Here is a 26,931-nt window from a genome sequence, read left to right as displayed (position 1 = left end):
ATTGTGCTATACTATGTTTTCATATGGTTGCGTTTAATAAGGCGGTGATTACGATCGAATTAACAAAAAGGCAGGAACAAATATTGGAAATTGTCAAAACGAGCGGCCCGATCACAGGGGAGCATATTGCAGAAAAGCTGAATTTGACGAGGGCAACGCTGCGGCCGGATCTCGCCATTTTAACGATGGCGGGCTATTTGGATGCGCGCCCGCGTGTAGGGTATTTTTATACCGGAAAAACAAGCACGCAGCTGCTCACGGAAAATTTGAAAAATATTTATGTGAAAGATTACCAGTCTTTGCCGGTCGTTGTAAATGAGAATGTATCTGTGTACGATGCGATCGTAACGGTTTTTCTCGAAGACGTCGGCACGCTTTATGTCGTCGACAATGAAGCCCATCTTGTCGGCGTTTTGTCGCGGAAAGACTTATTGCGGGCCAGCCTCGGAAATAAGGAATTAACCTCGCTTCCCGTACATATCATTATGACAAGAATGCCAAACATCACTTACTGTAAAAAGGACGATCTGCTGATTGATGTGGCGAAAAAACTGATCGAAAAGCAAATTGATTCAATGCCAATCGTAAAAGAAACAGAAAAAGGCCTTGAAGTGGTAGGCCGGATTACAAAAACCAATATTACAAAAGCATTTGTAGAACTCGCGGACGGCGATTGAAAAGGATGTGGTGATCTTTGGTAAAACCTCATATTTATATCGTTTCCGACTCGGTCGGGGAGACGGCGGAACTGGTGACAAAAGCGGCGATCAGCCAATTTGAAAAGAATGATGCGGAACTGAAACGCTTTCCTTATGTGGAAGACACCGTACATATCGATGAAGTCGTTTCGCTCGCCTCCTTGAATTATGGAATGATTGTTTATACGCTTGTAAAGCCGGAAATGAGAAAATATATGGATGAAGAAGCAAAAAAACACGGAATTGCGGCAGTTGATTTAATGGGGCCGCTGATGGACGAGCTGCTCCATCTTTATGAATGCAAGCCCCTTTATGAACCAGGGCTCGTGAGAAAACTCGATGAAGCCTATTTTAAAAAGGTGGAGGCCGTCGAATTTGCCGTAAAATATGATGACGGCCGGGATCCTCGCGGCATTGTGCGGGCGGATATCGTATTGATCGGCGTGTCGCGCACATCGAAAACTCCTCTGTCGCAATATTTGGCGCACCACTGTTATAAAGTTGCGAATGTGCCGATTGTGCCGGAAGTGGATCCCCCTGAAGAGCTTTTCCGGGTGCCGGCTGAAAAATGCTTCGGCTTGAAAATTGATCCGGACACGTTAAACCATATCCGGAAAGAGCGGCTGAAAACGCTCGGGCTCCAAGGCACGGCAAGCTATGCGACAATTGAAAGGATTAAATATGAATTGGAATATTTCAATAAAGTCGCGGAACGGCTCGGGTGCAAAGTGATTGATGTGACGAGCAAAGCCGTTGAAGAAACAGCAAATATCATTATGAATGAAATGAGAAAATGGTGAAAAAGGCAGTTACATGATGGCTGCATAAAAATGGGGAGTGCAAATGCTGGTTCAGCCCCTAATACGGGCAGGGCGGATCAGCAGGGGCCTCCGTCCGAAAAAGCGAACTGCGGCACGCAATGATATTTAAAGAAGAGATTGTGGGAAAACGGGCGGAAACCGGCCTTTTGAAATTGGCCGTTGTTTCTCCCCGCTTTTTTTCGTTGCATTGCAGAAAACCAGGCATATTTCTTTCCTTTTTTCAGTATTTATATATAGTCAAAATGAAGCAAGTATACTATAATAAAAAATTGTGATAAAAATGTATTTAAATGAGGTTTAGAGTGGGCGGTAAAGGAATAAACTATTTATTAGCAAATGTCAAGCCCAATTTTGAAAAAAATTCGACATATGAAAAAAATTATGGGAAGAAACGCAAATAAAGCAGGATTCTGTGGAGTGATGTAGAATATTTAGGATAAAAGGCGCTACCGTACTTGTGGATGCCGATGCCTGTCCGGTAAAGGGGGAAATTGTTTCTGTTGCCCGGGAATACGGGGCGGCTGTTGTTTTTGTTGCTTCGTACAAAAACCGGATGGCAGATCCTGAGGAAGGCCATTGGGTGTACGTCGACCCGCACCGGGAATCAGCCGACATTTATATCGCAAACCATGCGGAAACCGGCGATATTGTCGTTACGCAGGATATCGGCCTGGCGAGCCTCGTTTTGCCGAAAGGGGCATCTGCGCTGACGCCGAGGGGCACGATTTACACGGAAAGCTCGATCGGCCCGGCGCTTGATCTCCGCTATCTGGCGGCAAAAGAAAGGAGTCGGGGCAGGTACGGAAAGGGTACGAAACGCTTTACAGCCGAAGACCGGGAACATTTTGCCCGTGCCCTGGCTGAAATGCTTTCAAAAATGGAGCAGAAGGGATGTTTTCGTGGCAGGAATAATTCCGAACGAGAAAATCAATGAAATACGCCAGTCTGCGGATATCGTGGATGTGGTCAGCGAATATGTCCAGCTAAAAAAACAGGGACGTAACTATTTCGGGCTGTGCCCGTTCCACGGTGAGAACACCCCGTCTTTTTCCGTTTCGCCCGATAAGCAGATTTTCCATTGTTTTGGATGCGGCGCTGGCGGCAATGTTTTTACTTTTCTTATGGATATCGAAGGCATCACTTTCCAGGAAGCGGCAGTGAAGCTTGCGCGAAAATTGCATATTGAACTGGATATAGGGCTGCAGACGGAAGTGTCGAAAAGCATCGATCCGGAGCTGTCGCAGATAATGGAAGCGCACGAATTGTTGCAAAAATTATACCATCATTTGCTCCTCCATACAAAAGAGGGACAGCCGGCGCTTGAATATTTGCGGGGGCGCGGTTTTACGGATGAAAGCCTTGAAAAGTTCGGGATCGGATATGCGCTTCCGGCCTGGGATTTCGCTGCGAAAATGCTCCATAAGCGGGGATATTCACTTCCTGTCATGGAAAAGGGCGGCCTGATCATCCGAAATGAGCGGGACGGTAAATATTTCGACCGGTTCAGGGATCGGATCATGTTCCCAATTATTGACATAAAAGGAAGGATTATAGCGTTTGCAGGAAGAGCGGTACGGAAGGGCGAGCAGCCGAAATATTTGAACAGCCCTGAAACGCCCCTTTTTAACAAAAGCACGCTTCTTTTCAACCTGCACCAGGCAAGGGGACCAATCCGGAAAAAGCAGCAGGCGGTGATTTTTGAAGGTTATGCGGATGTCATATCCGCAGACAAAGCAGGCGTCCAAAACGGCATTGCAACAATGGGCACTTCCATTACGCCGGAACATGTCCAAATCATCAAAAGGCTGACGGACAATGTTGTCATTTGTTATGACTCTGACCAGGCTGGGATTACAGCTGCTTTCCGGGCCGGCAGGATGCTGAGCGAAAACGGATGTGAAGTGCGGGTTGCGCAAATGCCTGAAGGACTGGACCCTGATGACTACATAAACCAAAACGGCGGCGAGAAATTCCGTCGGGATGTAATAGGGGCCAGCCTGACGTTTATGGCTTTCAAAATGAATTATTTCCGCCTGAATAAAAATCTCCAAAATGAAGGAGAAAAGCTGGCGTATATAGAAGAAGTAATAAAGGAAATTTCAAAATTGGAAAATGCCGTTGAGAAAGATCTTTATTTACGCCAACTGTCCGAAGAGTTTTCATTATCTTTGGATGCCCTGAAAGAGCAGGAGCGGCAATTCCGTATACGCTGGTCCGGAAAACGGGCTAGCCGGAATGGTACCGGACTCGGATTGCAGACGGCGCCTGGCCCTGAAAGCCCGTTGCTTCCCGCCAATATAACCGCTGAAAGAAGATTACTGGCACATATGTTGAAAGACGGGGAGACCGCCTATAAAGTAAAAGACCTTCTCCACGGTAATACTTTTTACGTGGATGAGCACCAGGCGATTTTCACTTACCTGCTCGGCTGGTATGAAGAAGGGAATCCGCCTGACGCCAGCGCTTTTCTTTCTTACTTGCCCGATACAAAGCTGCAAAGGATTGTGGCCGAAATCGAAATGATGACAGTCAACGAGGAGCTATCGGAAGCCGAGTTGGAAGACTATGTGCAGTATGTGCTAAAACATCAAAAATTGCTGCTTATTAAAGAAAAACAAAGGGCGCAAAAAGATGCTGAACGGCAAAACGATTTTCAAAAGGCACTGCAATTGGCAAATGAAATTTTGGCATTGCGGAAGTCAATCACATAAATCTCTGCTTTACACAATAGATTAAGCTGCAGTTGGACCATTGTGAGTGAAATTGTTGGAAGGAGGGGAACATATGGCTGAAAAGTCAGCACGTTCCAAAGCATTAGAAGAAAGTGAGTCTACATTGGAAAAAGCGAAGGAGCAACTCGTTGAACGCGGGAAAAAACGCGGGTTTCTTACCTATGATACCATTTCCGAGAAGCTTGGCAACTTTGATTTGACATCCGACCAAATGGATGAATTTTATGAATCTCTTACCGAACAAGGTATCGATCTTATGGACGATCCCGGCGATGATGAGGCTGCGCCTTCACATCTTGATTTGGAAAAAGAAAACGATGAAGAATTTGACCTGAATGATCTGAGCGTTCCCCCGGGTGTGAAAATCAATGATCCGGTCCGCATGTATTTAAAAGAAATCGGGCGTGTCGACCTTCTTTCCGCAGATGAAGAAATTGAACTGGCCAAAAGAATCGAAAACGGCGACGAAGAAGCGAAACGCCGGCTTGCGGAAGCAAACTTGCGTCTTGTTGTCAGCATTGCAAAAAGGTATGTGGGCCGCGGCATGCAATTCCTTGACCTGATTCAGGAAGGAAACATGGGCCTGATCAAAGCGGTTGAAAAATTCGACTACCGGAAAGGCTATAAATTCAGCACGTATGCTACATGGTGGATCCGCCAGGCCATCACGCGCGCCATTGCCGACCAGGCAAGGACAATCCGCATCCCTGTCCATATGGTCGAAACAATCAATAAATTAATCCGTGTACAGCGTTCGCTGCTCCAGGATCTGGGCAGGGAACCGACGCCGGAAGAAATTGCCGAAGAAATGGATATATCCCCGGATAAGGTAAGGGAAATCATTAAAATTGCCCAGGAACCGGTCTCACTTGAAACACCGATCGGTGAAGAAGACGATTCGCATTTAGGCGATTTTATCGAAGACCAGGAAGCCACTTCCCCTTCAGACCATGCTGCCTATGAACTTCTGAAAGAGCAGCTCGAAGATGTACTCGACACGTTAACCGACAGGGAAGAAAATGTGCTCCGCCTGCGCTTCGGCCTTGACGACGGACGTACACGTACGCTTGAAGAAGTCGGCAAAGTATTCGGTGTCACAAGGGAACGGATTCGCCAAATCGAGGCAAAAGCGCTCCGGAAACTGCGCCATCCGAGCAGGAGCAAGCGGCTGAAAGACTTCCTGGAATAATATGCCCCGCTTCCGCACATCAAGATAGCATGGCGCTTGTGCATAACCTTTTCAGCCAAGCGCCTTATTCTTTATTTACTCCGGTAAGGAAGTAAACCTTTTTCGTGCAAAAAAAGGATTATCCGAATGCCTATCGAATATATCATTTGGGATGTGCTGTATATGGATGATACTAAGAAAAATATTATCATCAACGAAATTAAAATGTGGAAAGAAAACCATATGATTCCACAAGAATATTGCGATTTCCTGCTTGCTCTTTACAATGGCGGCACGGAAGGCGGAACCGGCGAAAAACAAAATGCCGGCGGCAGGAAAAAGCCTACCCTAAAGCTCGCGGTGTTTTCCGTTTTCATTTTAGCTTTAGCCGGAATAGCTGTATTTGTCATTTATTTTACTGAATTACATTTTATTTTGCAAACGGTGATTTTGACAGCTTTTGTCGGATTTTTACTTATTGTAGGAATTCGTTATGCTAATAAAGAATTCTTTTTTTCACTTTTCTTTATTGGCGCTGCGTTTATTTTGCTGATGCTCAGTGTGCTCGTGAATGAAAAGTTATTTGGAAATCAGCGCCATTCCTTGTATTTGCTGCTTTTTGCCAACTGCGCCCTGTGGCTTGTTGTCGGAAAATCCTACAAACTGCTGTTTTTTACCGTTTCGGGAATTCTTGGGACTGCCATTTTGGTATTTTCTATCCTAATATAGAATATATTTTAAATTCGGAACTTTCGGTTTCCGGCTTTGTTGATTTGGAATTGTGAATTTTTATTGAATTCTACATCATTTTTATTATAACACAAAATGTAAGCGCATTCAACCAAAATCTATTCACGTATAAAAACGTTGTTAGGGCTTTCTTTATTAAAAATTTTCAGTTAAAATAAAAGAGATAAATAATGGACGCACGCTGAAAAAGCGGTAAAATAAAGGGGGAGCGCAATGAAAAAGAATCCTGTCATACCATATTTGCTGATCATGGTATTCGGGTTGGCACTTGTCTTTTTCTTTTCCATCAAGGGGGTAGGCGATGCAAAACAAGTTGCGAAGGAAAAGGAAAGCCCTAAACAAACGCAGACAGCTGATTCGGGAAAATTTGACCCGGAAAGTTTCGCCAAAAAAACATGCGCGACTTGCCACGGGAACAATCTGCAGGGAGCGGTTGGGCCGAATCTGCATGGGGTTGGCAAGAAATTGTCCAAAGATAAAATTAAGGATGTGCTGAAAAACGGCACAAGCGGCGGTATGCCGGCAGGGCTTGTTGAAGCGGACCATATCGATGAAATGGCGGATTGGGTATCGAAGTTAAAATAAACGAAATGCGGGCGCCAAACAGTGCCCTTTTTTTTATGGCAAAAAGTGGCTACAATAGAAGTATCCTGTATAAAGTGGTGAAGAAATGAACAGCGAAAAACTTTCGAAAAGGCTTGGGGCAGTGGCTGCTTTTATACCGAATGGCACGAAAATTGCCGATATCGGTTCCGACCATGCTTATCTCCCTTGCTATTGTGTAAAACATGGGATTGCCAGGGAGGCGGTTGCGGGCGAAGTCGCGGACGGGCCGTACCGTTCCGCGCGCCGGCAAGTGGAACAATTGGGCCTTGCCGGAAAAATCAGTGTGAGAAAAGGCGACGGTTTGGATGTCCTTTCCCCGGGCGAAGCTGAATGCATCACGATAGCCGGAATGGGCGGTGCTTTGATCGCTTCCATACTGGAACGGGGAAAAGAAAAACTTACTGGAACAAAAAGGCTGATTCTCCAGCCAAATGTCGGATCATTGTTTGTCCGGAAATGGTGCGTGGAAAACGGATGGGTAATTATAGGTGAAAGGATTCTTGAAGAAGACGGGAAAATTTATGAAATACTCGCAGCAGATGCCGAAGCCCGCCCCCAAAATCTGACTGAAGCAGAACTCATGATGGGGCCTATTTTGATAAAAGAAAACAACGCGGCATTCCGGAAAAAATGGCAGTCCGAAAAAAGAAAATGGCAGCATATTCTCAGGAAAATGTCAGAAGCCGAACCAAGCCCGGAGCTTGAAGAGAAGAAAAGCCATTACAGGCATTTGATTGCTCTGGCAGAGGAGGTTTTAAAATGAAAAACGCCAACGGACACGAAGTGATTCAACTGTTTGAACAGTTTGCACCGAAAAAATATGCGATGGAAGGAGATCCGGTCGGCCTTCAGATCGGGCAATTAAACCGGCCAGTAAAAAATGTGCTGGTCGCGCTTGATGTGATTGAAGACGTTGTGGATGAAGCGATTGAAAATGATGTGCAGCTCATTATAGCCCATCATCCGACGATTTACCGGCCACTGAAAAATGTTGCTACCGATACCCCGCAGGGCAGGCTGGTTGAAAAATGCATCCGCCACGGAATTGCCGTCTATGCGGCCCATACGAATCTGGATGTGGCGCCCGGCGGGGTGAATGATTTGCTGGCGGAAGCGCTCGGCCTCTGTAGCACGGAAATTTTATCGCCTACATATGAAGACAAGCTGAGGAAACTGGTTGTATATGTGCCGGTATCTCACGAGGAAAAAGTCAGGACGGCGATCGGAAATGCAGGCGCCGGTGCCATCGGGGCATACAGCCACTGCTCCTTCTCCGTCCGCGGTACCGGCCGGTTTTTGCCTGGGGAAGGCACGAACCCTTTTCTTGGAAAAGTTGGGGAACTTGAAGAAACTGAAGAAGTAAGGGTGGAGACGATATACACGGCTTCGATTGAAAAACAGGTGCTGCAGGCGATGTTCCGTACGCATCCGTATGAGGAGGTCGCTTATGACATTTATCCTGTTGAAAATGAAGGCACAAAGCTCGGACTCGGCAGGATCGGCGAACTGGAAAAGGAAATGGCACTTTGGGAATTTGCCGAACATGTAAAAAAAGCGCTCGATGTCAAAGCTTTGCGCGTGGTTGGAAACTTGGAAGATAAAGTGAAAAAAGTGGCAGTGTTGGGCGGTGACGGCAATAAATATTTTTCGCGGGCCAAAAGGGCAGGCGCCGATGTTTTCGTAACCGGGGATTTTTATTACCATAATGCCCATGATGCTTTGGCGATGGGACTGAACGTTATTGATCCCGGACACAACGTCGAAAAAGTGATGAAAAAAGGCGTTGCGAATTATTTGCAGAAAGCATGCGGGGAAAAAGGGCTTGATGTCCGATTTATTGAGTCCAAAGTAAATACGGATCCGTTCAGGTTTCTGTAAAAATAAGCGGCGGGTGACCATGGGAACCCGCCACATCAAGATTTATGCTTTTTTGGACAGTGTAGGATGGGGATTTTTTACTTTCGGCAAAATTTTGCTTAACGGCACTTTCCGCTCGCGCATCCATGTCGATTCATCCTCCGGGTCATATTGCTCGAGAAACGCAATGACTTCACGGACGATCGGCGTTGGAGTCGAAGCACCCGCGGTTACGGCTACTTTGCTGACGCCGTCCAGCCATTCCAGTTTGATTTCTTCCACATCGGCAATGCGGTATGCTTTCGTATGCGCGATTTCTTCCGATACTTGCGCCAGGCGGTTCGAATTATTGCTTCTCGGGTCGCCGACAACAAGCAGAAGATCCGCTTCTTTTGCCTGTTCCGCAACGGCTTTCTGGCGAATTTGCGTTGCGTGGCAAATTTCGTTATATTTTTCGGCAGTTGGGTATTTTTCTTGGACGAGATCCATGATGTCCGCCACATCCCATTGGCTCATCGTCGTTTGGTTCGTCACGATGATTTTATCATTCCGGATGTTGAGTGCTTCCACATCTTCTTTTGTCTCAACCAAGTGGACGATCCCCGGGGCAACCCCGACCGCCCCCTCAGGCTCGGGATGCCCCTTTTTACCGATATAAATGACATCATAGCCTTCTTTTTCCTTTTCACGGATCAGGTCATGCGTTTTCGTTACGTCCGGGCACGTGGCATCGATTGCAGTCAGCCCTTTTTTCCTGGCGAGTTCGCGCACTTCGGGGGATACGCCGTGCGCGGTAAAAATGACAGTGCCTTCATTGATCTTCTCCAAAATTTCTTTCCGGTTTTTTCCGTCCAGGGTGATGATTCCATCTTCTTTAAAGGCGTCCGTCACATGCTGGTTGTGGACAATCATGCCGAGTATGTAGATGGGGCGCGGCAATGTTTTATCTAAAGCGGCATTGCGGGCGATGACCATCGCGTCGACAACGCCGTAGCAGTAGCCTCGGGGGGAAATTTTAATAACCTCCATTGCGATCCTCCTAGTAAATATTCCGGAAACATATGAAGTCCGGACTTAAAATTGTATTCTAACACAATTGTATTATATCGGAATTTAAGGCAGAATACAAAATGGGGCATAAGGCTTATCATGCAAAAAAACCGCCTGTACCGGGGTACAAACGGTCCTGTTTTTTAAATAAATAATTTAGGTACGGAAGCGCCTTTTTCCTGGATGTTTTCTTCTTTTTTCTTTTCCTTTTTCTTCCTGGAGCTGCTTGCGGATGTGCGGTCTGCGCTTTTTGTGACGCGCCCCGTTTTGCCGGCGGTGCTTGGAGAAGTGCGTTTTTTGTTTTGCCCGCTTGATTCCTCTGCCCCTGCTTCATTAACCGGCGCATTTTTTAATCCGCGGTACATTTTCCACATGGCAGGCAAATTTTTAATCAGCGGACCGTACTGTTGGATCATCGGCCCGACCTGCTGCGCCGTTTTAATGACATTTTGTGTATTGTTTAAAAATGAACTGATCGAATTCGGATTTGCAATCGACTTCAGCAGCGATCCGCCTCCCCCGGCGGCTCCTCTTTGGAAGGCGTTTGCCGGATTCATGGCTGCATTTTGCCCGCCGCGCTGGAACAACCTTGATAAGAGCCCGCCGCGGCCCTGGAAGGCGGGTCCGCCCCCGGCGCGGAATACCGGATTATGCCCAAAACCGGCACCGAAAGGCCTAAGCATACCGGGGCGGTTCAACGTAAATGGGTTCCTTTGCATTCCGCCAATCGGACGACCCAGCCCCTGGTTTGGTGGCCCGAAAAACGGCATATTTCTTGGCGGCATTGTTTTATCCCCCTTTCTGTTCTTTAACGCCGTTCATTTATACAATATGCAGGGCAGGCGGAAACGTCTGGAATGCAGAAAAGTTTCTTGGCAGCATCTTTGCCGGAAAGTAGCGTTTTTTTCGAATGTCGATTATAATAACAAGACGTTCCTAGGCGTGTGAGATAAGGAGTGGAAACATGATCAATACGAATTGGAAAGATTTTGGTTTTAAGCCTTTTATCGAAACGGCTGTAGAAAATAAGGGATTTCTTGAACCGACGGAAATCCAGAAAAAAATGATCCCGCTCGTGCTAAAAGGGGAAAGCGCGATCGGCCAGTCACAAACCGGCACGGGCAAAACGCATGCCTATGTGCTGCCGGTTTTGCAGAAAACAGATCCAAGCCTTCATGAAGTGCAGTCGGTCATTACGGCGCCGACTAGGGAACTGGCAAGCCAGATCTATCATGAAGTCCTGGATATTTTAAAATGGGATGAAACAGGCGGCATTACAGCGCGGCTTTTTATCGGCGGAACGGACAAGCAGCGCGATATTGGAAAGCTGAAAAAACAGCCGCAGATCGTTGTTGGAACGCCTGGAAGAATCTATGATCTTGTGAAAGAACAGGCCCTATTTGTCCATACTGCAAAAATTTTGGTCGTCGATGAAGCGGATATCATGCTTGATATGGGCTTTATTGCAGATGTCGACCAAATTGCCGGACGGATACCGAAAGAGCTGCAAATGCTCGTATTCTCGGCCACGATTCCGGAAAAATTAAAGCCGTTTTTGAAAAAGTATATGGAAAACCCGAAATTCGAGCAGGTGCAGCCGAAGCAAATTTCTGCGGAAAAAATCGAGCATATTTTAATACCAAAACGCTCGCGGGAGAAAATCGATGTATTGTATGATGTACTTAAAGCGTTTAATCCTTATTTAGCGATTGTGTTTGCCAATACAAAAGTGATGGTGGACGAGATATCGGGCCGACTGGCGGAAAAAGGGATGAAAACTGCCCGCATCCACGGGAATTTGACGCCGCGGGAAAGGGCAAAGACGATGAAGCAAATTAAAAACCTTGATTTCCAGTATATTGTCGCTACCGATTTGGCGGCGAGAGGCATTGACATTGAAGGCGTCAGCCATGTCGTCAACTATGAGCTGCCGAAAGACTTGACGTTTTACATCCACCGAGCCGGCAGGACTGCACGTGCGAACCTTTCGGGCATTTGCGCGACCATCTACGAGCCTTCTGATGAATATGCCCTTACACAACTTGAAAAATTGGGCATCGTTTTTGAAAACCGCGACTTGAGAAACGGGGAATGGGTGGAACGGCACGACCGGAACCGCCGCAAAAAACGCGTAAGGCAGGCAGATGAAATGGAAATAGCGGCGAGAAGGGCAATTGGCAGGCCGAAAAAAGTGAAGCCGGGGTATAAAAAGAAAATCGAGCGGCAAATCGAGACAATCAAAAAACGCCAAAGAAAAATGCAAAAACGCAAATAAAAGGGGAGAAACATTGATGTTAAAAATCGGTTCACACGTTTCCATGAGCGGCAAAAAAATGCTGCTTGCGGCAAGCGAAGAAGCGGCATCATATGGCGCCAACACCTTTATGATTTATACCGGTGCGCCGCAGAACACGAGAAGAAAGAAAATCGAAGACTTAAATATCGAAGCCGGCCTTGCCCACATGAAAGAGCACGGCATCAAAGAAATTGTCGTCCATGCGCCTTATATTATCAATATCGGGAATGCGGCCAACCCTGCCACTTTTGAGCTCGGCATCAATTTTTTGAATTCGGAGATCGAACGGACGGAAGCGATCGGGGCGAAGCAAATCGTCCTCCACCCGGGCGCCCATGTCGGTGAGGGGCCGGAAAAAGGCATCCGGAAAATCATTGAAGGTTTAAATGAAGTGCTCACACCGGGCCAAAATGTCCAAATTGCGCTGGAAACGATGGCCGGCAAAGGTTCCGAATGCGGAAGGACGTTTGAAGAATTGGCGAAAATCATCGACGGTGTCAAATTTAATGACAAGCTTTCGGTTTGTTTCGACACCTGCCATACGCATGATGCCGGTTATGATATAAAGCACCGGTTCGATGATGTGCTGGATGAGTTTGACCGCATCATCGGGATCGGCCGCCTCAAAGTTTTGCATGTCAATGACAGCAAAAATGAAGCGGGCGCACGGAAAGACAGGCACGAAAATATCGGTTTTGGTCATATCGGATTTGAAGCCCTCGACTATATCGTGCACCACCCGCAGCTTGAGGACATCCCGAAAATTTTGGAAACCCCGTATGTCGGCGAAGATAAAAAGAACCGGAAACCGCCGTACAAATATGAAATTGAAATGCTGAGAAACCGGCAGTTTGATGAAGATTTATTAATGAAAATTATGCAGCAGCCCGTCTGACGGCCTGACCGCTTTATGCGGCAGGCTTTTTTCATTTTTTTGGAAATTCAGACATGCTTTTGCAAAATGAAAAGAAACTGTAATCTTTTTGTCGAACTTTGATGCTATAATTTAAATATAAAAAAGAACAACAAAACTGGTATTTAACATAATTGTAAATTACGAGATTGATAGATTACGATACATAGCTATGGAGGAGTTAAAGTGAGTAAGAAGTTTTTGTCGATTACGGCCGCGGCTTTCATCGGGGCCGGCAGTACTTTTGTTCCTTTTAGCAAAGCATTTGCCGAAAGCACTACGAAAAGTATCAAAAGCCAAGAATCGCTTGTCCAATCGAGCATTTCCAGCAAGCAGAATGAAATCGCCAAAATTTTGGCGGACCAGAAGCAGCTTCAGGATGACATGAAAAAAATTTCCAGTAAAATCAGTGAAACCAACCGGAAAATCACTGAAAAAAACCAGGAAGTGCAAAATACAAAAGCCCAAGTGGCCGAACTGAACACGAAAATTAAGGAAACGCAAAAAAGAATTGAAGAACGTAACCAGGTGCTTGCGGAGCGCGCGCGCGATATACAGCAAAACGGCGGTTCTGTCAGCTATTTGGATGTCATTCTCGAATCGAAAAGTTTAAGCGACCTCATCAGCCGTGCAGCAGCTGTTACAACTTTTGTCAACGCTGACCGGTCCATCCTCGAGGCCCAGGAAAAAGACAAAAAAGAATTAAAAGCGTCAAAAGATGAAGTGCAGGCAAAACTAGCTAAAATTCAGTCCGATTTGGCCGATTTGCAGGAGCTGAAAGAAGCAAATAAATACGAGCTGGCAGACCAGAAAAGCATGGAAGCCGCACTGGATGACCAAAAACAGGCCATTGCGGATGAAATTTCCAAGCTGAAATACAAGGCTGCTTCTTTAAGTGCCCAAGAAAAAGCCGCCCTTGCAGAACTTGAAAAAGAACAGTCCACCGCAAAAGCTTCTTCCGCTTCGGAAACCGCAACGGCGTCAAGCGTCCAATCGAATGATGCATCCGCATCACAAAACGGATCCGGCTCAGGCAGCAAGTCAAGCGCAAATACGCATAAGGCAAAAACAAATTCAGGATCGGACAGCCAGGCAAGTTCAAGCTCCGGCTCCGGTTTAAGTTCAAATGTGGGGGCAAGTTCTTCCCCTTCATCCGGCAACACATCGGTGTCGAGCGGAAGCACATCGAAGAGCGCATCGGAAATTATTGAAAAAGCAATCAGTGCAGGTTCTTCTTTGATCGGGCATTCGCCGTATAAATTTGGCGGCGGGAGGAACGCATCCGATATTGCAAACCGCCGTTTTGACTGCTCATCTTTTGTGCACTGGGCATATTTGCAGGCTGGTGTCAATTTAGGCGGTGCGGGTGCGACGACGGATACGCTCGTCGGTTTGGGCCGTGCAGTCAGCCCGTCACAAATGAAACGGGGAGACTTGATCTTCTTTGACACGTACAAAACGAACGGCCATGTCGGCATTTATCTCGGAAACGGGCAATTTTTGGATGACAACAGTTCCCACGGCGTTTCCGTTGACAGTTTGAGCAATGGCTATTGGAAGAGCGTCTTTAACGGCGTTGTCAGAAGAGTAGTAGAATAATGGATAAAAAACCGGTTTGGGGTTCCAAGCCGGTTTTTTATCCGGCCCAATCGGTGCGTTTTGTAGGGCTCCTGCGGAAAAAGTGGCCCGTTGACACAAAACGTTCCGGGGTGGGAAACCTGTTGGGCAAACGTATTTTGCGCTCATTTGCAATGCCGGATTACGGTTGCACACTATTTCGTAAACAGTACAAAAACCCGGTTGATTTCCCGCGCTGTTTCCGGGCTGGTGATTTTTGCAATGTCTTTCAGGGCTTTGCTGCGGGCCTGGTCTTCAAAAATATCCAGCTGCTTTCCGCGTAAATAATCCGCAATTTTTTCCGCATCTTCGCGGCTGATTTTCACTTTAAACTGCCGGGCATATTTAAATAATTCTTCACCGGTAATCATATTTACCTTATAATTGACCATATTTTGAATGAGCTTCACTGCGCATCACACTCCCTGCTTCATGTATATGCACCTTTATGGAAAATGTTCCTTTGTCGCCTTTACAATCGGGCGTGGCAAGTGTATAATGTTTAAATCGGAATGATTCTGATTGAGGGAGACTGTTTATGAACGACTATATTGTTGAAGTTTCCGGCGTTTCTTTCCGGTATGACCGGAGAAATGTACTGGAACAAATTGATTTGAAGATTCCGAGGGCAGCATTTCTCGGCATCGTCGGCCCGAACGGTTCCGGAAAATCGACGCTGTTGAAGCTGATCCTCGGGCTGTTAAAGCCGCTGGAAGGGGAAATCCGTCTGTTCGGCACGCCAATTAACAAATTTAAAGATTGGAGCCGGATCGGGTTCGTTTCGCAAAAAGCAAACTCGTTCAACACAGGATATCCTGCGACCGTCTTTGAGGTGGTGGCAAGCGGGTTGACGAAAAAAACGGGACTGTTTCGCTTTTTAGGCAATGAAGCGAAAAAAGAAGTATTGGACGCGATCCGCTCGGTTGGGATGGAAGGGTATGTGCATCAAAATATCGGTGAACTGAGTGGGGGGCAGCAGCAGCGTGTATTTATCGCAAGGGCAATCGCCAGCAAACCGGAGATCCTGATTTTGGATGAGCCGACAGTAGGGGTTGACCAGCGCCATGTCCAGTCTTTTTATGAAATGCTGGAACGGCTGAATAAACAGCTTGGGATCACGCTTATACTGGTTACCCACGATATCGGAGCCATTTCAAATAGGGTGACGCATGTCGCCTGCCTGAACAAACACTTGTATTTCCACGGCGACAGGGAAGCGTTTGAAAAGCTGGATGATAAGAAACTGTCCTCATGGTATCACCATGATATCCGGCTTTTGTCGCATGAACATGGATGAGAAGGAGTAAAGCATGATCACAGCGCTTTTACATTATCAATTTTTGCAAAATACGTTTCTTACCGGCATCATGATCGGCATCATTGCGCCGCTGATCGGGAGTTTTATCGTCGTGCGCCGCTTGTCGCTCATTGCGGACGCGCTCAGCCATGTCACATTGTCAGGGATCGCTGTCAGCCTGTTTTTAAGCAGTAAACTCCCGGTATTATCGGGACTCAATCCGCTTTATATCGGGACAGGTTTTTCCGTACTCGGTTCCGTTTTGATCGAACGTTTGCGGGTCGTGTACCGCTATTACCAGGATCTCGCCATCCCGATCATCATGTCCGGCGGGATCGGCATCGGGCTGATTTTTATCTCGCTTGCCGGCGGGTATAATGTTGATTTAATGAACTATTTGTTCGGTAGCGTCAGTGCGGTGAGCCGGACAGATCTTTGGCTGATATTGGCAATCAGTATTGCGGTGGCGGCTGTTATTATTTTGTTGTATAAAGAATTATTTTTGCTCTCTTTCGATGAAGAATACGCCAAAGTTTCCGGTATTCCGGCGAAAACGATCCATTTGGTTTTTATGGTGCTAATTGCATTGGTGATATCTGCAGCAATGAGAATTGTCGGGATCATGCTCGTTTCGGCGCTCATTACGCTGCCGGTCGCCGCAAGCATCCGCATCAGCCGCGGCTTTAAGCAGACGATTTTGTTTTCCGTCTTATTCGGTGAGATTTCCGTGATGGGGGGGCTGGTTAGCGCCTTTTACCTCGACCTGCCGCCTGGCGGAACGATTGTACTGATTTCGATCCTTATTTTGCTTATGGCAATCTATATCAAACGTTTGCGGACCGGTATCCGCTTCAGCAAAAAGAAGGTGTGAGTCAAGTGCTTTTAGAAGAGGCAATTGAAATATTGAAGGATAACGGCTATAAACATACGGGGAAACGTGAAAAAATGCTTGACCTGCTTTCCAAAAGAAATAAATATTTAACGGCGAAAGATGTGCTGGAATGGATGAAAAGTGATTACCCGGGCTTGAGTTTTGATACGATTTACCGGAATTTGTCTCTGTTTGCGGAACTCGGGATTCTTGAAGTGACGGAGCTGTCGGGTGAAAAACATTTCCGTTTCAAATGCTCGACGGACCATCATCACCACCATTTCATTTGTTTGGCGTGCGGAAAGACGAAGGAAATCCCGGACTGCCCGATGCTGACGATCCACAGCGGGCTGGAAGGCTGCGCCATTTCCGGCCATAAATTCGAAGTGTACGGCACCTGCCCGGAATGCATGGCGCATGGGAAAGGGCACATGTAAAAAACCCTGCTGTATTTTCCCAGCAGGGTTTTTTTACAGGCGCACGGCTTACCCGGTTGTTCCGGCCCAGCGGCGGATCCATTCATCGGCTTCCTTCCAATTTTTAACCCGGTATACATTTTTCGGGACGGGATCCCGGTTATACGGGGTGTCGAACAGAAGGACGGGGATGCCGAGTTCTTCGGCGATCGCGGCCGCGTTATCATGCTTGTCTTCCAGAAAGACATCGATATCATATTTTTTGGCCGTTTCCACTTTATGATGTGTGCCGATCAGTTCAATATGGTGGTATTTCAGTTGCTGTCTTGAAAACCAGTTTTTGGTAACTTTAAGCAAATGGGATGCACGCGCACTGATAAAATATAGCTCAAATCTGTCTGCCCATTTGGTTAGTACTTCTTTTGCCCCTTCAGCAATCGGCGATTTTTCATAGATGGCCGGTTCGGATTGGATGAACCACCTGTTAAATGTTTCCGGCGGTATGTCGACTACATCTGTGATTTCGTACTTCGTCAAATCTTCATATTTTAAATGAATATGAAAAGCTTCATTGATAAACGGGACGAGCGATTCCGGACTTGTTACAGTCCCGTCAATATCAATTCCGAAACGTTTTTTCCCTTTCATTGGTGCCTCTCCTTTGCTTCAGTATTAACAGTGTAGCACAAACCCGCAAAAAGGGGAATGGAGCAAGTTTTAACGGAAATTGGCAGCATGGAAAGATATCCGGCGTGCAAAATAATGGTGCTTCTATTCATGGAAAGCGAGGGATGCGCGTGGACAGGGAAGACCGTATGCAACAGGCTTCGACGAAAAGCGATTCCGGCACGGCCGGGCACGATTATCGTGAAGAAACGGCTGCCGAGCTTTCGGCGCCTGCGTATACAAACAGGAGGGAGGAGCCGGTGTCGGAAGACGGAATGGTTTCCCGGTTTTACGGTTGGGCTTCGCTCTTTCTCGCTGTGCTTTCACTGTTTTTTCTCCCGGTTTTGCTGGGCGCTTCGGCCATTGTGCTCGGGCTGATCGCCCGCGGCAAAGGTGCCGGCACGACCGGTGCATGGGCCATTGGGATCGGGGCGGTATCCCTTATCCTCGGGCTGTTTGTATTTCCTTTCTTTTAAATTGGATAGCAGCATAAAGAAACACCGGCTAAGCAATGAGCCGGTGTTTTCTTAAACCAAATTGATATTTTGTTCAGCTTGTTTTTTATAATACGCTTCGGCAAGGATGTCGATTTCTTTTTTCAGTTCTTCCACCATCTTGTCTTCCGGTACTTTCCGCACGATTTTCCCTTTGCGGAACAGAAGCCCTTCGCCGCGGGCGCCGGCAATGCCGATATCCGCTTCCCTTGCCTCGCCCGGTCCGTTTACCGCGCAGCCGAGCACAGACACTTTAATCGGTGCTTTGATGGTTTGTAAATATTCTTCTACTTCGTTTGCGATGCTGATCAAATCGATCGCGATCCTGCCGCACGTCGGGCAGGAAATGAGCGTCGGGGCATTGGAAGCAAGCCCGAAAATTTTCAGTAGTTCGCGCGCCACTTTCACTTCCTCAACCGGATCCGCGCTCAACGAAATGCGGAGTGTATTGCCAATGCCCATGTTCAAAAGCGTCCCGATCCCGGCCGCGCTTTTGATGGTCCCTGAAAACAGTGTCCCGGATTCCGTAATGCCGAGGTGGAGCGGATAGTCAAATGTTCTTGCCGCTTTTTCATAGGCTTCTATTGCAAGCCGCACATCCGATGCTTTCATCGAAACGATGATATCATGGAAATCGAGGTCTTCCAAAATTTGAATATGGTGCAGGGCGCTTTCGACCATGCCGTCCGCCGTCGGGTAGCCGTATTTTTGCAAAATATGCTTTTCCAGACTTCCGGCATTGACCCCGATACGGATCGGAATGCCGCGTTCCTTGGCGGCTTTTACGACCGCTTCAACTTTTTCGCGCTTTCCGATATTGCCCGGATTGATCCGGATTTTATCAACCCCGCCTTCAATTGCTTTTAAGGCGAGGCGGTAATCAAAATGGATATCCGCAACAAGCGGGATACGGATTCTCTTTTTTATTTCGGGGATGGCATTGGCTGCCCTTTCATCCGGAACAGCAACACGGACGATTTGGCAGCCGGCTTCCTCCAACCGTTCGATCTGCCGGACAGTTGCATCCACATCATGGGTTTTTGTCGTCGTCATGCTTTGGATAAATAATTCATTGCTTCCCCCGATCGTCAAATTGCCGACCTTAACTGGGCGCGTTTTTGAACGATGTATGATTTCACCCAAGGAAATTCGCTCCTTTTATGATCTATCAATCTAGTGAAAACTGATTGTGCCAAGTTTTATTGTACCAATTTTCTGCATGGATTGACAAGGAATTAATGGGAGGCATGATAGATTGGGAAACGGTATGTCTGTCCGATTTGAATATCTTCCGGGGCAATTCCGTTATTGAGCCTGCTGAAATCGCGGATGATCTTTTCAATGGAAAGATCTTTGGAAGAGCCGGAAAGTTTTTCGACAATGGTAAGGACAGTATCACCGGGATTGACCCGGACCGTGGCAAATGGTTCCTGTTTGTGCTGTACTGTATTTTGGTAAGCGGATTTTTCAGGTGTTTCCTGCGCATAGGACGGGATCGTGCCGGCGTGGATATCGTAGTAAATGCTGTAGGAAATAATGGCGGCTGAGATAAGGGCAAACATTTTTTTTAACATGAGACAATTCCCCTCCTTTAAGGTGCTATATGTATATGTGCAGGGATGTCCATATAGAACCAGAACCGGGGAAAAGGGGATTAAGTTTTTGGTTCTGTTAAATTTATTGTTGATTATCGCTGATTTCTTAGACTACTGCGGGATAAACGAGCAAGAAAAGACCCCTTGTGCACAGGCATTGAGTGATAAGGCTTGCAGACGCAGGGCGCGAAGCAGATTTCGCGATCATTAACATTGATCAAGAACTTCGCCAAGTTTTTAAAAAATGCAAGCCATAAAATTTGCCATTAATAAGCGGGTTTTGGTACATTAAATATGACAAAACTTTGAACTTTTTAGTTCACACCATTACATAGGGGAGGAATAGAAATGACCTATACTTTACCGCAATTGCCGTATGCGTACGATGCGCTCGAGCCTTATATCGACAAGGAAACAATGAACATCCATCATACGAAGCACCATAACACTTATGTTACAAACCTAAATAAAGCTTTGGAAGGCCATGATGATCTGGCGGCTAAATCAGTTGAAGATTTGATCGCGGATTTGGATGCCGTTCCGGAAGATATCCGTACGGCTGTCCGCAATAACGGCGGAGGCCATGCGAACCACTCGCTGTTCTGGAAACTGCTTTCGCCTAACGGCGGCGGAGAACCAAAAGGCGCGCTTGCGGATGCGATCAACAGCAAATTCGGCAGTTTTGAAAAATTTAAAGAACAATTCTCCGCTGCAGCAGCAGGCCGTTTCGGCTCAGGCTGGGCATGGCTTGTTGTCAACAACGGCGAATTGGAAATCACTAGCACTCCGAACCAGGACAGCCCGCTTTCCGAAGGCAAAAAACCGATCCTCGGCCTGGACGTGTGGGAACATGCTTACTATTTGAAATACCAAAATCGCCGCCCGGAATATATTGCAGCATTCTGGAATGTCGTCAACTGGGATGAAGTTGCAAAATTGTACGAAGCAACAAAATAAAATAATGATAAAAAAGAGCGTGCCGCGTTTTCGCAGGCACGCTCTTTTTTATCCGCCCGCTTGTTCCATATGAATAAAGGCTCCGCTTTTTCAAACAATATAGGGGAATGAGGGGAGTTTTTATTGATGAAGCGAGTTCAAAAATGGTTTGGAGATATTGAACTGTCAAAGGATTTGGTTTTGCTGCTTGCGATCGGGGGGCTTTATTCTTTAAGTGTTTCCCTGTCGAATTCCTTTGTCAACATTTATTTATGGAAACAAACAGGAGAGTACATAGATCTGGCGGTTTATAATTTATCGGTGGTCATCCTCCAGCCGCTGACGTTCATTGTCGCCGGCCGTTGGGCAAAAAAAGTGGACAGAGTGTTGGTGTTCCGGATCGGGGTGGCTTTTTTGGCGCTGTTTTATTTGTGTGTCCTGTTTTCCCGCGGGCATGCGAGTCAATATATTGTTTTGCTCGGGGGGCTGCTCGGGGTAGGTTACGGGTTCTACTGGCTTGCCTATAATGTGCTGACGTTTGAAATCACAGAACCCGAAACGAGGGATTTTTTTAACGGCTTTATGGGCGCTTTCAGTTCCATCGGCGGCATGGCCGGTCCGTTTGCAGCCGGACTGATTATTTCCGCCATCGGGAAAAACGGCTATACGGTTGTTTTTGCTTTATCTTTGCTGTTGTTTGCCATTGCAGTCGTGCTTAGTTTTTTCATATCACCTCGTCCGGCACAAGGCCGTTACTTGTTTAAACACGTATTAAAACAGCGGAGCTACAACCCGAACTGGAAAAGGATCACAAACGCGCATTTTGTCCAAGGGCTCCGGGACGGCACGTTTGTTTTTATGATCTCCGTATTTGTGTTTCTTTCCACGGGGAGCGAACTTTCCCTCGGCACATTCGGGCTGATCAATTCATTCCTGCAGTTTTTGGGATATACACTTGTCGCCAGATTTGTAAAAATCAAACACCGCCAGCGTTTGATTTTTTTGGGGGGGCTGCTTTTGTATGCGGCTGTCTTTTTGTTCATTTTTGAAGTGACCTATCCAAGAATGCTTTTGTATGCGGCAACGATTGCACTTGCGTATCCGCTTTTGCTCGTCCCGTATAATTCCATGACCTATGATGTGATCGGGAGGGCATGGAAAGCGGCGGAAGCACGGATCGAGTATATCGTCGTTCTTGAAATGTTTACCAATTCCGGGAGAATCACTTCGATCTTGCTGTTTATTGTGGCTGTAACTTTTTTTAATGACCAGGTGAGCATCCGCGTGCTGATGCTTTTGATCGGGGCAGGTCATTTATGCATTTCGTTTTTTACAAGGAACATCCGGCTCCGGGAAGACCTGTAACGCACCGCTGTTTTCAAAAATGGCGGTATTTTTTATAGCCATTGCAGCTTTTTTTCGTTAAAATGGACAGTAGAGCCGATTTACGAAAGGAGCAGAAAAGTTTTGAAGAAAAAAAAGCGGAAAAAGAGATCGCATATTCCGTTTCGGATGAATATGCTGTTCTTTGCTGTTTTTGTGCTTTTTTCGGTCTTAGTCGTGCGTCTGGGCATTGTTCAGATTGTTTACGGGCAGGATTATAAAAAAGAACTGGAACAGACGGAGGACCAGACGATTAATACTTCTGTTCCCCGTGGAAGAATTCTTGACCGGAACTATAAGGTGATTGTTGGAAATAAAGCGGAGAAAGCCATCACATATACTAGAACAACGGCTGACAGCACGGATAAAATGCTGAAGGTCGCCAAGGCTTTGGCCAAAATTGTGAAAGCATCGCCTTCCGATTTGAAGCAGATTACGGATCGGGATAAAAAGGATTTTTGGATCCTGACCCACCAGAACGAAGCGAAACAGCTGGTTTCAAAAAAAGAGCAGGAGAAATTGAAAAACAACAGTGACGCGATTTATAAATTGCAGTTGAAGCGTATCACAAAAAATGATATCGACTCTTTTTCCCAACAGGATTTGAATGAGCTGGCGATTTACAGGAAGATGTCGTCCGGCTATGCCTTATCACCGCAAATTATTAAAAATACGGGCGTTACGGATAAAGAGTATGCAACGGTCAGCGAAAATCTTTCTTCTCTGCCGGGCGTGGACATTACGACCGACTGGGAACGGAATTATGTGTTTAAAGAAGCAAACGGCGATTCCGTTTTAGGTTCTGTCCTCGGCGGCGTTTCGACGGAGAAAGAGGGCCTTCCTTCCGACAAGGAGCAATATTACACGGCCCGCGGTTACAGCCGCAATGACCGCGTCGGGACGAGCTATCTCGAGCAGGAATACGAAGATGTGCTGAGCGGGGAAAAAGAGAAAATCAAAACAAAGACGGATAAAGAAGGTAATGTGATCAAATCGACAGTTATCAGCAAAGGGCAGCCGGGCAGCGACCTTGTCCTGACAGTTGATATCGAACTGCAGAAAGAGATTGAAAAAATCTTGACACAGGAGATTTCGGCGGCAAGGGCAAGCAATCCGCTGGTGGACAGGGCATTTGTTACGGTCATGAATCCTTATACGGGTGAAATTTTGGCAATGGCCGGTAAACAGGTGCAAACGGACACGAAAACCGGAAGGGCAAAAATAGCCGACTTTGCGCTCGGGAATATGACAACGTCTTATCCATCCGGTTCCGCTGTAAAAGGCGCAACGATCCTGACCGGTTACCAGACCGGCGCGATTAAGCCGGGCCAGGTATTTGTTGACCAGCCGCTCCATTTTCTTGGCACACCTACCAAAAAGTCATGGGTAGCCGGGAACGGGTTCGGCGCCATTAATGATCTGACGGCTTTGCAGTATTCTTCAAACGTCTATATGTTCCGCCTAGCGATGAGCCTCGGCGGGCAGAAGAACTATGTGCCGAACAGCACATTGGATATTAACAAAATGAAAGCCATTAAGGAATTTCGCAAGTATTTTGCCGAATTCGGCCTCGGCGTCAAAACGGGTATTGATCTTCCGGGCGAAGTGACTGGATACCAAACACCGGTACCGCCGAATAACGGGAATGTGCTTGACTTTGCGATCGGGCAGTTTGACACCTATACGCCGCTCCAGCTCTGCCAATATATTTCGACGATCGCGAACGGCGGCTACCGCGTGCAGCCGCATATTGCGAAAGAAATCAGAAAGCCGAGCAAAGATGGAAAAACGCTCGGCGCTGTTGAAAAAGTAATCGGCACAACCGTCCTGAACCGTGTTGATATGAGCGCATCATACATCAACCGTGTTAAAGAAGGCTTTTACCGTGTCGTCAATATGCCACACGGGACCGCTTACGGACGAATTGATTCGAGTCTAAAAGTAGCGGGCAAAACTGGTACGGCCCAGGCCATATACGGCGGGGAAAAAGTGGAACAGTATGCAGCTGAAGGCAAAGCCCGGCCGGCAATTTGGAATGAGGCATGGAACTCGACATTTGTCGGCTATGCCCCGTACAACCATCCGGAAATCGCGATTTCTGTTGTCGTGCCTTGGTCCTATATGGGAAACGCTACGGATCCGCATACGAACTTGAAAATTGCCAACCAGGTATTTAAAGCCTATTTTGACTTAAAGAAAAAAGAAGCGGGAAGTGAAACCAATACGGCTTCACAAACTGTTCAAAATTAAAGCCAGGCGAAATCCAACTGACGTCGGACAGGCTAAGAATAAAAAACGGATAACGGGGTGTCCTCGCTATCCGTTTTTTATCCTATGCTTAATTCATGTAATCGGAAATAATGAGCCGGACTTCTTGCACAGGCAGGGCGGACTGTTTCGCGATTTGCTCGAAAGACAGGCCTTGCTTGAACAAAGCCAGCACCTGGTTTTTCACAATTTCATTTACCTGTATGCGTGCCGACGGCTTTTCCGGCAAAAAAGGGTCACCAGCCATTAATTCTTCTTCCAGTACCTGCAATCTTTTTTTGATTTTGTATGTCTCCTGGAAAAATTGTAAGGATAAATCTTCCAATTCTTTTTCCAGGTAGCGGGCAGGGTCTTTATGGAAAAAAGAAATGACAAACAATACGGCCGATAGCGCCAATAAGGTGATGATGGTAATCGCCATGGTTTTCTCTCCTTTAATCAGGTACTAACCCTATTTATAACATGATTTTGCGGCATTGTGTACAGCCAATCCGGAAGGCGCAGGTGTTGCGCGCAAGAATTTATGCGTATGAAAAAAACATACTGGCAATTCGGGCGGAAAAATGCTATGATAGATAAGTCGTATGAACAGTTGATGAGATTTAGGTTTGGAGGGATGAACATGCGTGTAAATATAACATTGGCTTGCACGGAATGCGGTGAGCGTAACTATATTACAACGAAAAATAAACGTACGAACCCGGACCGTATTGAATTGAAAAAATACTGCCCGCGGGACAAACGCGCAACTTTACACCGCGAAACAAAGTAAGCAGCAGGAAATTCCTGCTGTTTTTTCTTTCGCCAAAGGATAATTTTCCTCTCCCTTTGGAAACCTAATAAAAGTTCCGGCAAAATTTTTAAGGGGGGAATGGAATATGAACGGGTGGATCAAATGGCTGGCGATGCTGCTGCTCTTAACGGGGTTGTACAGAAACCGTTACCGGATTTTTAATGCCGTGCTTGGGTATGGTCTCATCAGAAAGTGGGCGGTAACGGCGGCAATGAGGATTCCCGGAATTCGTTCCCGATTTATCCAGTCCGCTTTCCAATAAAAAAACGAAAAAGGACGGGTGTAATGCGCAATCGCTTTACACGCCGTCCTTTTTTTCGCTATAGTTAGGGTAAGACCGAATGGAAAAGGCAGGGGAAATTGTGAGCAGCAGGGAAGATTTTTTATTTTGGAAACTAGGCCACTATTTCGTCGTGGAAAACGGCTACCGGATCATCTACCTCAGCGGGGGCCGGGATGAAATGTGGCTAGAAAATACTGCGAATAAAAAAATGCCGTTTGTACGGCTATTGCGTTATGATCTTGACTGGGGAAGTTGGTTGTACCGCGATATCCGGTATACGGGTGCGCACGCGGAGGATTTGTGCAGGCAGACAGGCCGGAATGCATTCCGTGTCCTGAATATCTACGTCAGTGAATATGCGCCCGTCGATGAATATCAAATGTATTTGGCGGAACCGCTACTTGTGAACCGGGGCAGAACGGAAGTCCATACGATTCTTTTGGAAAGCGGGCATTTGGGGGAAGGGCTAAGGCGCCTGAACAATTTGACGGGAGGCAATTTTGAAACCGCACCCGGCGCAAGCGGGGAAGATACCTATGCACTGCAGCGCATTGTCCTTGAACACGCCGCCCGCCGGGAAGAGCAGGAGCGGCAGCTGTTTGATGCAGGCAGGCCGTTTTTTACGTATGTATTCCTTGCCGTACAGATTGCCGTTTTTATCATGATGACACTCTTTGGCGGCACGCAAAATACGGAAAACCTTATCCGATTCGGGGCCAAGTATAATCCGCTGATTATCGACGGGCAGTATTGGCGGCTGATCACGCCGGTTTTTATTCATATCGGCATCATGCACCTGTTGATGAACTCGCTGTCATTGTATTATATCGGCCCACTTGTGGAAAGGATTTACGGGATATGGCGCTTTGCATGGATCTATTTGTTTGCCGGCTTTTCGGGCTGCCTGGCAAGTTTCTTGTTCTCAAGCAGCATCTCCGCCGGGGCAAGCGGTGCAATTTTCGGCCTGTTCGGCGCGTTGCTTTATATCGGGACGGCTTACCGCGACCTGTTTTTCCGGACGATGGGTTCAAGCGTCATCATGCTTGTCGTGATAAATTTGATTTTCGGTTTTTCCGTATCCGGCGTCGATAATTTCGGGCATCTTGGGGGGCTTTTCGGTGGATTTTTGGCGGCCGCGATCGTCCATTTCCCGAAACGGAGGCGGGTTGGCGTGCAGTTCGGGGCTTTTATTGTTGCGGTTTTGGCGGCCGTCTCCTTGCTGTATATGGGGCTGAACGGCTACGTCAAGGGGCGATGACGAAAAAATATTTTTGCTTTGTGTCCATCTTTCCCCTCCTCGTATAATAAGTTTAAATCCAAAGTGGATGTCAATTTCCAGTTCATTCTGCTCATTGACAAGTGAATATAAGATTTTGTATTCCGGGCGAGCCCGGAATACAAGTTCGGACTTGGACGCTTCA

29 protein-coding genes are annotated in these 26,931 nt (G+C 46.9%); 22 read left to right on the top strand and 7 right to left on the bottom strand.

Annotated elements, in window-relative coordinates:
- Positions 1-23: 23 nt before the first annotated feature.
- The 9 genes from ccpN (at position 24) to BpJC4_RS06965 (ending at position 8,653) form a co-directional block, all read left to right on the top strand.
- A complete protein-coding gene (gene ccpN, locus BpJC4_RS07005; RefSeq protein ID WP_151679826.1) occupies positions 24-677 on the top strand; it encodes a transcriptional regulator CcpN in 654 nt (217 codons plus the stop codon).
- Between the two features lie 17 nt (positions 678-694).
- The gene (locus BpJC4_RS07000) at positions 695-1,498 is read left to right on the top strand and encodes a pyruvate, water dikinase regulatory protein (RefSeq protein ID WP_151679827.1); all 804 of its coding nucleotides are present in this window, start codon (positions 695-697) and stop codon (positions 1,496-1,498) included.
- 478 nt (positions 1,499-1,976) lie between these two features.
- Positions 1,977-2,453, top strand: coding sequence for a YaiI/YqxD family protein (locus tag BpJC4_RS06995; RefSeq protein WP_172968271.1), 477 nt, complete (start codon positions 1,977-1,979; stop codon positions 2,451-2,453).
- On the top strand, positions 2,419-4,230 hold the full coding sequence (gene dnaG, locus BpJC4_RS06990) for a DNA primase (protein ID WP_151679829.1): 1,812 nt from the start codon (positions 2,419-2,421) through the stop codon (positions 4,228-4,230). The genes BpJC4_RS06995 and dnaG overlap by 35 nt, the downstream gene beginning before the upstream one ends.
- 73 nt (positions 4,231-4,303) lie before the next feature.
- Entirely contained in the window at positions 4,304-5,440 is a 1,137-nt protein-coding gene (gene rpoD / locus BpJC4_RS06985; protein WP_151679830.1) for an RNA polymerase sigma factor RpoD, read from the top strand.
- A 126-nt stretch (positions 5,441-5,566) separates the two neighbouring features.
- Positions 5,567-6,148, top strand: coding sequence for a hypothetical protein (locus BpJC4_RS06980; protein ID WP_253718595.1), 582 nt, complete (start codon positions 5,567-5,569; stop codon positions 6,146-6,148).
- A gap of 234 nt (positions 6,149-6,382) precedes the next feature.
- Complete coding sequence (gene cccA / locus BpJC4_RS06975; protein WP_151697709.1) at positions 6,383-6,754, top strand: cytochrome c550; 372 nt, start codon at positions 6,383-6,385, stop codon at positions 6,752-6,754.
- Positions 6,755-6,839: 85 nt separating this feature from the next.
- On the top strand, positions 6,840-7,538 hold the full coding sequence (locus BpJC4_RS06970; protein ID WP_151679832.1) for a tRNA (adenine(22)-N(1))-methyltransferase: 699 nt from the start codon (positions 6,840-6,842) through the stop codon (positions 7,536-7,538).
- Positions 7,535-8,653, top strand: a complete 1,119-nt coding sequence (locus tag BpJC4_RS06965) for a Nif3-like dinuclear metal center hexameric protein (protein WP_151679833.1) — start codon at positions 7,535-7,537, stop codon at positions 8,651-8,653. Before BpJC4_RS06970 ends, BpJC4_RS06965 begins: the two co-directional genes overlap by 4 nt.
- A gap of 42 nt (positions 8,654-8,695) precedes the next feature.
- On the opposite strand, the gene BpJC4_RS06960 is transcribed toward BpJC4_RS06965, so the two are convergent.
- Positions 8,696-9,661, bottom strand: a complete 966-nt coding sequence (locus BpJC4_RS06960) for a 4-hydroxy-3-methylbut-2-enyl diphosphate reductase (protein ID WP_151679834.1) — start codon at positions 9,659-9,661, stop codon at positions 8,696-8,698.
- Positions 9,662-9,825: 164 nt separating this feature from the next.
- Complete coding sequence (vrrA, locus tag BpJC4_RS06955; RefSeq protein WP_151679835.1) at positions 9,826-10,467, bottom strand: VrrA/YqfQ family protein; 642 nt, start codon at positions 10,465-10,467, stop codon at positions 9,826-9,828.
- A 179-nt stretch (positions 10,468-10,646) separates the two neighbouring features.
- On the opposite strand from vrrA, the gene BpJC4_RS06950 reads away from it, so the two are divergent.
- From BpJC4_RS06950 to BpJC4_RS06940, 3 genes are all read left to right on the top strand, one after another.
- On the top strand, positions 10,647-11,957 hold the full coding sequence (locus BpJC4_RS06950) for a DEAD/DEAH box helicase (protein ID WP_151679836.1): 1,311 nt from the start codon (positions 10,647-10,649) through the stop codon (positions 11,955-11,957).
- 16 nt (positions 11,958-11,973) lie between these two features.
- Entirely contained in the window at positions 11,974-12,873 is a 900-nt protein-coding gene (locus BpJC4_RS06945; RefSeq protein WP_151679837.1) for a deoxyribonuclease IV, read from the top strand.
- A 204-nt stretch (positions 12,874-13,077) separates the two neighbouring features.
- A complete protein-coding gene (locus tag BpJC4_RS06940; RefSeq protein WP_151697708.1) occupies positions 13,078-14,490 on the top strand; it encodes a C40 family peptidase in 1,413 nt (470 codons plus the stop codon).
- A 173-nt stretch (positions 14,491-14,663) separates the two neighbouring features.
- Here BpJC4_RS06940 and BpJC4_RS06935 read toward each other — a convergent pair whose 3' ends face one another.
- Entirely contained in the window at positions 14,664-14,918 is a 255-nt protein-coding gene (locus BpJC4_RS06935; RefSeq protein WP_151679839.1) for a DUF2624 domain-containing protein, read from the bottom strand.
- A gap of 128 nt (positions 14,919-15,046) precedes the next feature.
- Between BpJC4_RS06935 and BpJC4_RS06930 the strand changes: the two genes are divergently transcribed.
- From BpJC4_RS06930 to BpJC4_RS06920, 3 genes are read left to right on the top strand one after another with little or no spacing between them, the layout of a single operon-like run.
- Entirely contained in the window at positions 15,047-15,805 is a 759-nt protein-coding gene (locus BpJC4_RS06930) for a metal ABC transporter ATP-binding protein (RefSeq protein ID WP_151679840.1), read from the top strand.
- 13 nt (positions 15,806-15,818) lie between these two features.
- Entirely contained in the window at positions 15,819-16,676 is an 858-nt protein-coding gene (locus tag BpJC4_RS06925) for a metal ABC transporter permease (protein ID WP_151697707.1), read from the top strand.
- A gap of 5 nt (positions 16,677-16,681) precedes the next feature.
- Positions 16,682-17,113 (top strand): Fur family transcriptional regulator, encoded by a 432-nt coding sequence (locus tag BpJC4_RS06920; protein ID WP_151679842.1) that lies wholly within the window; start codon positions 16,682-16,684, stop codon positions 17,111-17,113.
- A gap of 48 nt (positions 17,114-17,161) precedes the next feature.
- Here BpJC4_RS06920 and BpJC4_RS06915 read toward each other — a convergent pair whose 3' ends face one another.
- Positions 17,162-17,740 carry a 5' nucleotidase, NT5C type gene (locus BpJC4_RS06915; RefSeq protein ID WP_151679843.1) on the bottom strand — a complete coding sequence of 193 codons (579 nt, stop codon included), beginning with the start codon at positions 17,738-17,740 and terminating at the stop codon, positions 17,162-17,164.
- A gap of 149 nt (positions 17,741-17,889) precedes the next feature.
- On the opposite strand from BpJC4_RS06915, the gene BpJC4_RS06910 reads away from it, so the two are divergent.
- Complete coding sequence (locus tag BpJC4_RS06910) at positions 17,890-18,234, top strand: hypothetical protein (protein ID WP_172967455.1); 345 nt, start codon at positions 17,890-17,892, stop codon at positions 18,232-18,234.
- A 51-nt stretch (positions 18,235-18,285) separates the two neighbouring features.
- Here the strand turns inward: BpJC4_RS06910 and ispG are convergent, their stop codons facing one another.
- Both ispG and yqfZ read right to left on the bottom strand, forming a co-directional pair.
- Complete coding sequence (ispG, locus tag BpJC4_RS06905; protein ID WP_371862162.1) at positions 18,286-19,395, bottom strand: flavodoxin-dependent (E)-4-hydroxy-3-methylbut-2-enyl-diphosphate synthase; 1,110 nt, start codon at positions 19,393-19,395, stop codon at positions 18,286-18,288.
- A gap of 92 nt (positions 19,396-19,487) precedes the next feature.
- On the bottom strand, positions 19,488-19,826 hold the full coding sequence (gene yqfZ / locus BpJC4_RS06900; RefSeq protein WP_151679845.1) for a protein YqfZ: 339 nt from the start codon (positions 19,824-19,826) through the stop codon (positions 19,488-19,490).
- Positions 19,827-20,195: 369 nt separating this feature from the next.
- Between yqfZ and sodA the strand changes: the two genes are divergently transcribed.
- The 3 genes from sodA to BpJC4_RS06885 all read left to right on the top strand — a co-directional run bounded on the left by sodA (position 20,196) and on the right by BpJC4_RS06885 (position 24,416).
- The gene (sodA, locus tag BpJC4_RS06895; protein WP_151679846.1) at positions 20,196-20,804 is read left to right on the top strand and encodes a superoxide dismutase SodA; all 609 of its coding nucleotides are present in this window, start codon (positions 20,196-20,198) and stop codon (positions 20,802-20,804) included.
- Between the two features lie 126 nt (positions 20,805-20,930).
- Entirely contained in the window at positions 20,931-22,148 is a 1,218-nt protein-coding gene (locus tag BpJC4_RS06890) for an MFS transporter (RefSeq protein ID WP_151679847.1), read from the top strand.
- 102 nt (positions 22,149-22,250) lie between these two features.
- Positions 22,251-24,416 (top strand): peptidoglycan D,D-transpeptidase FtsI family protein, encoded by a 2,166-nt coding sequence (locus tag BpJC4_RS06885; protein WP_151679848.1) that lies wholly within the window; start codon positions 22,251-22,253, stop codon positions 24,414-24,416.
- An 88-nt stretch (positions 24,417-24,504) separates the two neighbouring features.
- On the opposite strand, the gene BpJC4_RS06880 is transcribed toward BpJC4_RS06885, so the two are convergent.
- On the bottom strand, positions 24,505-24,855 hold the full coding sequence (locus BpJC4_RS06880; protein WP_151679849.1) for a hypothetical protein: 351 nt from the start codon (positions 24,853-24,855) through the stop codon (positions 24,505-24,507).
- A 201-nt stretch (positions 24,856-25,056) separates the two neighbouring features.
- Between BpJC4_RS06880 and rpmG the strand changes: the two genes are divergently transcribed.
- The 3 genes from rpmG to BpJC4_RS06870 all read left to right on the top strand — a co-directional run bounded on the left by rpmG (position 25,057) and on the right by BpJC4_RS06870 (position 26,768).
- The gene (gene rpmG, locus BpJC4_RS06875) at positions 25,057-25,206 is read left to right on the top strand and encodes a 50S ribosomal protein L33 (protein WP_151679850.1); all 150 of its coding nucleotides are present in this window, start codon (positions 25,057-25,059) and stop codon (positions 25,204-25,206) included.
- 106 nt (positions 25,207-25,312) lie between these two features.
- Positions 25,313-25,489, top strand: a complete 177-nt coding sequence (gene yqgO / locus BpJC4_RS16110; RefSeq protein WP_172967454.1) for a protein YqgO — start codon at positions 25,313-25,315, stop codon at positions 25,487-25,489.
- Between the two features lie 79 nt (positions 25,490-25,568).
- Complete coding sequence (locus BpJC4_RS06870) at positions 25,569-26,768, top strand: rhomboid family intramembrane serine protease (protein WP_253724301.1); 1,200 nt, start codon at positions 25,569-25,571, stop codon at positions 26,766-26,768.
- The last annotated feature ends 163 nt before the right edge of the window (positions 26,769-26,931 follow it).

The organism is Weizmannia acidilactici (assembly GCF_008974185.1).
Lineage (GTDB): Bacteria > Bacillota > Bacilli > Bacillales > Bacillaceae_C > Weizmannia > Weizmannia acidilactici.
The sequence above is the reverse complement of the archived record's forward strand: the minus strand, read 5'-3'. Positions and strand labels throughout refer to the sequence as shown.